The following is a 7,321-nucleotide window of genomic DNA, read 5'->3' as shown; positions in this document are numbered from 1 at the left end:
TTCAAGCAGCCGCTGCTTGAGTTCTCCGGCTCCTGCGCTGGTTGCGCCGAGACCGCGTACGCACGCCTGGTCACCCAGGTCTGCGGCGACCGCATGTTCATCTCCAACGCCACCGGCTGCTCCTCCATCTGGGGCAACCCGGCTGCCCGCTCGCCCTACACGGTCAACGCCGAGGGCCACGGTCCGGCGTGGAACAACTCGCTCTTCGAGGACAATGCCGAGCACGGTCTGGGCATGTTCCTTGGTTACGAGGCCGTCCAGAACAAGCTCGTCGAGGACGTCAAGGCTCTGTGCGCGAGCGACGCGGTGAGCGACGAGTGCAAGGCCGCTGCCCAGGCGTGGGTTGAGAACCGCAACGACACCGAGAAGTCCAAGGAGACCGCTGCGGCGCTCGTGGCCGAGCTCGAGAAGGTTAAGGACGTCGCTGCTGCAGAGCAGATCCTTGCCGACAAGAGCTACCTCACCAAGAAGTCCTTCTGGATCTTCGGCGGCGACGGCTGGGCTTACGACATCGGCTTCGGCGGCCTGGATCACGTCCTGGCGTCCGACCACAACGTCAACGTCTTCGTCTTCGACACCGAGGTGTACTCCAATACCGGCGGCCAGGCTTCCAAGGCCTCGAACATCGGCCAGGTGGCCCAGTTCGCCGCTGCCGGCAAGCGCACCAAGAAGAAGTCCCTCGCCGAGATCGCGATGAGCTACGGCTACGTGTACGTGGCACAGGTCGCCATGGGCGCGAACCCCGCTCAGACGCTCAAGGCCATCCAGGAGGCAGAGGCCTACGAGGGTCCGTCCCTCATCATTGGCTACGCGCCCTGCGAGATGCACTCCATCAAGAAGGGTGGCATGCAGAACTGCCAGGCCGAGATGAAGAAGGCCGTGGACTGCGGTTACTGGAACCTCTTCCGCTTCAACCCGGAGGCCGAGGTGGGCAAGAAGTTCACGCTCGACTCCAAGGAGCCGAAGGGTGGCTACCAGGAGTTCCTCATGAACGAGGCTCGTTACGCGTCGCTTAGCCGCGTGCTTCCGCAGGAGCAGGTCGACAAGCTCTTCAAGGAGAACGAGGAGGCTGCTATCGCGCGCTACCAGCACCTCACCAAGCTCAAGGATCTCTACGCGGAGGTCTAAGGCTTAGCCAAGGCGTTCATGCTGGATAGATAGCCGGCAAAGAGGAGGCTCCCAGGAGAAATCCTGGGAGCCTCTTTTGTTATGTCCAAACCCGGACAGGTGGGCTTTATTATTTTGGATGAAACGTGATGACACGATGGGTATAAGGCACGTGTTGACGGGATGCAAGGAGGATGCCATGGATGAACGCGACGAGGTCGTTGAGGAAGCGAGTGTAGAGGTCGGGGAAGCCGAGGAAACGGGACTCGTGCTCGGCGACGACGATGAGCGCGACGCAGACCTGCATGAGCAGGTGCTGAGCTCCGAGACCGCATGGAGCGGCAAGATCTTCGATGTCGAATGCCTCGAGGTGAAGCTGCCGAACGGACGTGTGTCGCGGCGCGATGTGGTGCGTCATCATGGCGCGGTTGCTATCGTGGCGCTTACGGAATCCGGCAAGATCGCGCTTGTGCGTCAGTACCGCACGGCGCTCGACCGCGTGACGGTGGAAATTCCCGCTGGCAAGCTCGAGCCGGGCGAAGATCCGCTCGACTGCGCGAAGCGCGAACTCAAGGAAGAGACCGGTTTCGTAGCGGGACGCATTGCCTATCTCACGACGATTGCAAGTTCCTGCGGGTTCTCGGACGAGCTCATTCACCTGTACCTCGCGACGCAGCTTTCGTTTGAAGGTGCCACGCCCGACGAGGATGAGTTCTTGAACGTCGACCTCGTGGACGTGCAGGAGCTGGTCGATGCCGTGCTCGATGGCAAGATCGAGGATGCGAAGACCGTGGTAGGCGCGCTTGCCTGCGATGTCATGGCGCATCGGCTCGCCGCGGAGTAGATGGCTCGCGTCTTTCGGCTAGCACACACCCATACGGTGGGCGATCTCGGCGATGCCCTTAAGGGTGAGCTGCTGATCGATGATGTCGAACACGTCTGTCGCATCGGCTAACATGCCAGCGAGGCCGCCGGTAGCGATAACGCGCGCGTCGGGTGACCCGAGTTCGTGCTTGATGCGCGCGACCAGCCCTTCTACCATGGCCGCGGTGCCCAGGATCGCCCCGCTCTGCACCGCTTCCGTGGTGGTGCGGCCGATGGCATGCTCGGGCACCTCGAGCGGGATGCTTGCGATGCGCGCCGCGCGGGCAACGAGCGCGTCCATCGAGATGCGAAGTCCCGGCGCGATGGCGCCGCCGATATAGAAACCATCTGCATCAACGACGTCGATATTGGTCGCGGTTCCGAAGTCGACGACGACAGACGGTGCGCCGTAGTACTTCTCCGCGGCAACGGCATTCGCGATGCGGTCGGCGCCCACCTCGCTGGGGTTGGGTGCATGCAGTTTTGTCACCGAGGCGGTCTCCGCGCCTACAGCAATCGCACGCAGGGCGATGCGCTCGGCGGCCATCCGCCATTCACGCGAGAGCTGGGGCACGACGCCCGCGAACGCGACGGCGTCGATGCAGTCGATGGGAAGGCCGTACATCTGCAGATAGCCGAGAAGGCGAACGTGCAGCTCATCGGCAGTAAACGAACGATCCGTGGGCATGCGCCACGAGCGGACGAGCGCATCCCCGTCAAACAATCCGAGTGCGGTCTGCGTATTGCCCATATCGATGGCGAGGAGCATGGTTCTCCTAACGAACGGCGGCAGAAACAGTGCCATTGTATACCAGCGGCTTTAACATGCTGCTCGCCAAGCACCGCATGCCGGGATACTTCAACATGAAACGCTTCAATTACTTGCTATACTATCGCAAGGTAACGAGGTGAAAGAATCTCCAAGGCTCTTGCCATATTCAACTGCAGGAAAGGCGGGCTGCCATGAGCAGGGTACGGATCGTTGATGTTGCGCGCGAGGCGGGCGTTTCGCTTGGAACGGTGTCGAATGCGCTCAATCATCCGGAACGCGTGCGCCCCGATACGCGGAAGCTCATCGAAGAGACGATCGACCGTTTGGGATACCTGCCCAATCAAAGTGCGCGCCTGCTCGCAGGCGGTACGAACAAGGTGCTCGGCCTCGTGTTGCCGTGCCTCACGCACGGATGCAGCGTGCAGATCGTAAACGGCGCGCGCAACGAGGCGCTGCGCCACGGGTACGACCTCATCGTGCTCTGCGCGAACGAGGACGCTGAATACGAGGCTCGGTACCTGCGCTTTCTGGCGGGTATGCAGGTAGCGGGCGCACTCGTGCAGCCTGTCGGCGATGTGGAGCGCTATGAGGCGCTCGGCCTCCCGGTTCATACGGTCTATCTGGGCGTACGCGACGTGCCGAACGACGCCCTCTCGGTCACACCGGATTTCGAGGCTCAGGGCAGCGTGGTGGCCGAGCATGTGCTTTCGCGCGGAGCGCAGCATGTTGCGGTGATCGGCGAACCCGATGTTCCCATGCGCGCCCAGCGCTTCGAAGGAGTTCGCTCGGCGCTTGCAGTCTATGAGCCCGAGCGCGTCGAGCTGATTCTCGAGGGCAGGAGCCATGGCAGCATCGATGGCGTCCGCCTGGGGTCGATGCTCGCGCGCCGAGACCCCGCCGAGCGCCCCGATGCGATCATCGCCCTTTCTGATGTTCTGGCAACCGGCGCCATAGCCGGCGTGCAGGCGGCGGGATGTTCCGTGCCGGACGACATCATGGTCGCAGGGTGCGATGGCAACCCGCTTGCCTGGACGGGCGCCGTGCAACTCACTACCTGCTCTCCTGCGGGATACGAGCTGGGGCGCAAAGGTGTTCAGCTGCTCATTCGCACGATTGAGGAGGCTGAAGAGGAGCAGGCTGTAGTGCATGTTCGTGCGCAGGGCGCGCTGGCGCTGCAGGCGGGACACCGAGGCCGCCCGGCAGCGCACGAGGTCATTCGCCCGTTTTTGCTTGAACGGGCAAGTACGGGCGCCACGTCTCTCACCGGAGAGGATTTCGAAGGCTTCCCCACGGGCATCCCGGAGTACGATATCGGATCGTTCCTCTAGCGCGACACCTGGCCGACACTTTGGGGACGGGTACGTTTGTGTCGTTTTCAACACTTTGGGGACGGGTTCAAAAGTGTCGAAAACGACACAAACGCACCCGTCCCCAAAGTGTCGGCCAAGGCGTTAGCTTTGCGCTGCTTCGGTGTTCAGCTGCGCGATTGCGGCAGGAAGCTCGTGAAGGCTCCCGAGCTGTCTCGTGCACAGGCTCTGGATCTCCGGCGTGGGCGAGACGAGGTCGGGTATGAGGAAGACCTTCATACCGGCGGCATGCCCCGCGCGCACGCCGTTGAAGGAATCCTCGACGACGGCGCACTCGCTAGGCACGACGCCGAGTTTCTCGGCCGTAACAAGGTAGATGTCGGGCTGGGGTTTGCTCGCCGGCGCCTCGGTTCCGCATGTGCTTGCGCCGAAAAGCTCCATGAGACCGAACGGCTCGAGCTCGCGCGTGGCGATATCGCGGGCGGACGAGGTTGCCAGCCCGAGCATGAATCCCTGGGCGGAGAGCGTGCGAAGCGCTTCTTCGGCACCGGGCATGAGGCGAAGCTCGGTTTTTGCAAGTTCGAACTTGTACTCGTAGTGCATCTCGAATGCTTCATCCGCACGGTCGGGACCGCCGAGTTTGTCAGCATAGCGCTCGATAATCACGGGCCGGGTGAGACCGATGAAGCTGTAGATGGTCTCGTCGTCGATGGTGAATCCCATGGCATCGGCGGTGAGGTACCAGGCCTTCGCACTGAGCGATTCGGTATCGACGATCGTTCCATCGAGGTCGAAGAGTACAGCTTTGATCATCGGAATCTCCAAACGTGGTGGTTCGAGGCGCGCATTCGTTGCACGCCCTATTCGCAGCGGCATGTGGCCGCGGTCATCAAGTATTGTGCCAGAGACCGGTCGGCATGGGTACAAGAATCGAGGTGCAGGGAATCATTTTACGTGGCTGGGGAGGTGCTGCGTTGGCGACGCATTCGGACGGGGGAGACCTCGAGAACAAGTTGGCGCGGCTCGAAGAGCTGCTACAGTCGTTGGGGTCGGTTGCCGTGGGGTTCTCCGGCGGCGTTGACAGCACGTTTCTCGCGGCGGCCTGCGCCCGGGTGATTCCTGGCTCGACGCTCCTGGTGCGACTCGATACGCCGTTCGCTTCAACGCCGGAGCGTGAGTCGTCTTGCGAGTTGACGGTGTTGCCGAATACCCCGTTTGAGAGTTTGTCTGTTGTGACGATTCCCTTTGATCCGCTTGAGGACGAGCGTATCGTGCGCAATGATGCCGACCGGTGCTATTGGTGCAAGCGGGCGGGCTTTTCGCGCATCATCGAGGTTGCGCGTGTGCACGCCATCGAGGTTGTCGCCGACGGTAGTAATGCCGACGATGCACACGACGATAGACCCGGCATGCGCGCCCTGCATGAGCTGGGCGTTCGCTCGCCGCTTATGGAGACGGGATGGCATAAGGCCGAAGAGCGCGCGCTGCTGCGCGCATGGGGCTTCGCGCGGTGGGATATGCCTGCCGGTGCGTGCTTGGCGACGCGCGTGCGGACGGGTGAGGGCATCACGGGGGCGAAGCTCTCGGTGGTTCGCGCGTGCGAGGACTACCTTCACGAACAGGGGTTTCGGCAAGTTCGCGCGCGGTTGAGCACGAGCGGATTAAAGATTGAACTTGCTAAGAGCGAACGTGCGCGAATGGGTGAAGAACTCCCGGCAGATATGTGCGTGGAGCTCGAGCGGCGCGCAGGCCGTCCCGTTGACCCGCGCCTGTTCTGCTATCCCAGGTGATTTATTCCGTTTTGGACTCAGGTGCTCACTCAGCCCCACATGGTTCAAGGTTTTGCGTTGCATACACAAGTATGAAAAAGCCGAGCTACCCAAGAGATAGCTCGGTTCGTGTACGTGGCTGGGGCAGAGGGATTCGGGCGCCGCTCCGCGTCGCCATTCGCTGCGGCGGCTCCGCCGCCTTGCGCGCTTCGCGGCGAACGCTCGCGCGTTCGCTCTGCTCCGCGCCTTGCGGGTTCGAATCCCTGGTAGGCGCACGAAAAAACCGAGCCACCCAATAGATAGCTCGGTTCACATGCATGGCTGGGGCAGAGGGATTCGAACCCCCGTAACCGGCACCAAAAACCGGGGTCCTGCCGCTGGACGATGCCCCATCGACAAACGCCGCCGCGCTCCGCAGCACTTCGGCGCAACAAGTGTACCTAATCGCTCAACGCATCGCAAACGCCGTCGAGCAACAGGATGGCGAGGGCTTGCGAATCGCTTGACGTGAAGGAGCCATAGTGCGTGATGCCCGTGAGCTCGAAGCGCAGTAGCGCCGGCGTATCGGTGGCAGCTGCGAGCGCGGTGCGGATGCGCTGCGAGATGTTTGGTGCGTCTGCCAGCACGATTGTGGCGCGTGGGGTGGCGTCGCCGGAAAGGGGCGAACTCGCGATCTCGAACACGACATCGACGTCTTCGGGCGGTTCGGTATCGCAGAGCACCATGCCGCTACGGTCGGTGGTGGCGGTCGCGATATTCCACATGCGCGATGCCACGTTGCGAGCGATGGGATCCTCGCCAATCACCGCGATGCGTGTGTGCTCGAGCACGCTTGCGGCGCGCGCGAAACCCGTGCGGTTCTCGGTGTCGCTCACCGTAGGCTTGCCCTTCCAGATGTGGTGCAGGCGGTTGATGTAGCTATAGGTGTCTTGGAACGCCATGCCATCGGCGAAGAGCCCCACGTTCTCTTGGAATTGCTGAAGCGCGGCCTCGGTATGCGGCCCGAAGACGCCGTCTGCCTTACCGCAGGAAAAGCCCAGGATGTTGAGGGCGTGCTGCAGCTCCATGACATCGGCGCCGTGGAAGTTGGGGAGGCGCAGGTAGAGCGTTCGATCGCCGAGCTTATACGAGGCGTCTACCAGACGGCTCCAGCACTCTCCGTCCACATGGGAGCCCGCCTCGAGCGATTCGTTACGACGGAATTCCGCAACCGCTGCGGAGGTGGCGGGGCCGAACTGCTTGGCGTCGAGCTCAGTGGCATCGATGGAGTAGCCAAGGCCGAGCAGGCGTGCCTGAACGTCCTCGACGGCTGGCCCCTGCATTCCGGAGACGATAGGTTCCATGCTGCCTCTTTCTAGCGCGTACATATTCCCCTATAGTCTAGCAACTCCCGGCCGCTGCAGCTCGCGGGGAGCCCGTAAACAAGAAATGACTGGACGTGTTGCGTCGGGCGTCACTTTGGGGACGGGTACGTTTGTGTCGAAAACGACACAAACGTACCC

7 protein-coding genes and 1 tRNA gene are annotated in these 7,321 nt (G+C 62.3%); 4 read left to right on the top strand and 4 right to left on the bottom strand.

Annotation, left to right across the window (positions count from 1 at the left end; all coding sequences use genetic code 11):
- Nucleotides 1–1,128, top strand: a 1,128-nt coding sequence (locus QZ079_RS06855; protein WP_297036833.1) for a thiamine pyrophosphate-dependent enzyme, incomplete at its 5' end; no start/stop codon positions are given.
- Between the two features lie 178 nt (nt 1,129–1,306).
- On the top strand, nt 1,307–1,951 hold the full coding sequence (locus QZ079_RS06850) for an NUDIX domain-containing protein (RefSeq protein ID WP_297036830.1): 645 nt from the start codon (nt 1,307–1,309) through the stop codon (nt 1,949–1,951).
- Between the two features lie 18 nt (nt 1,952–1,969).
- Here the strand turns inward: QZ079_RS06850 and QZ079_RS06845 are convergent, their stop codons facing one another.
- The gene (locus QZ079_RS06845; RefSeq protein WP_297036828.1) at nt 1,970–2,740 is read right to left on the bottom strand and encodes a type III pantothenate kinase; all 771 of its coding nucleotides are present in this window, start codon (nt 2,738–2,740) and stop codon (nt 1,970–1,972) included.
- Between the two features lie 194 nt (nt 2,741–2,934).
- On the opposite strand from QZ079_RS06845, the gene QZ079_RS06840 reads away from it, so the two are divergent.
- Complete coding sequence (locus QZ079_RS06840; protein ID WP_297036825.1) at nt 2,935–4,071, top strand: LacI family DNA-binding transcriptional regulator; 1,137 nt, start codon at nt 2,935–2,937, stop codon at nt 4,069–4,071.
- 123 nt (nt 4,072–4,194) lie between these two features.
- Here QZ079_RS06840 and QZ079_RS06835 read toward each other — a convergent pair whose 3' ends face one another.
- Nucleotides 4,195–4,863, bottom strand: a complete 669-nt coding sequence (locus tag QZ079_RS06835; protein WP_297036822.1) for an HAD family phosphatase — start codon at nt 4,861–4,863, stop codon at nt 4,195–4,197.
- Nucleotides 4,864–5,024: 161 nt separating this feature from the next.
- On the opposite strand from QZ079_RS06835, the gene QZ079_RS06830 reads away from it, so the two are divergent.
- Entirely contained in the window at nt 5,025–5,840 is an 816-nt protein-coding gene (locus tag QZ079_RS06830) for an ATP-dependent sacrificial sulfur transferase LarE (RefSeq protein WP_297036817.1), read from the top strand.
- A gap of 297 nt (nt 5,841–6,137) precedes the next feature.
- Here the strand turns inward: QZ079_RS06830 and QZ079_RS06825 are convergent.
- Together QZ079_RS06825 and QZ079_RS06820 are read right to left on the bottom strand one after the other, a co-directional pair.
- Nucleotides 6,138–6,211 (bottom strand) — tRNA-Gln (locus tag QZ079_RS06825).
- A gap of 48 nt (nt 6,212–6,259) precedes the next feature.
- Nucleotides 6,260–7,162, bottom strand: a complete 903-nt coding sequence (locus QZ079_RS06820; protein ID WP_297036814.1) for a peptidoglycan-binding protein — start codon at nt 7,160–7,162, stop codon at nt 6,260–6,262.
- Nucleotides 7,163–7,321: the final 159 nt, after the last annotated feature.

The organism is uncultured Enorma sp., assembly GCA_905210055.1.
Classification (GTDB): domain Bacteria; phylum Actinomycetota; class Coriobacteriia; order Coriobacteriales; family Coriobacteriaceae; genus Enorma.
This window is presented reverse-complemented; position numbering and strand designations above follow the sequence as displayed.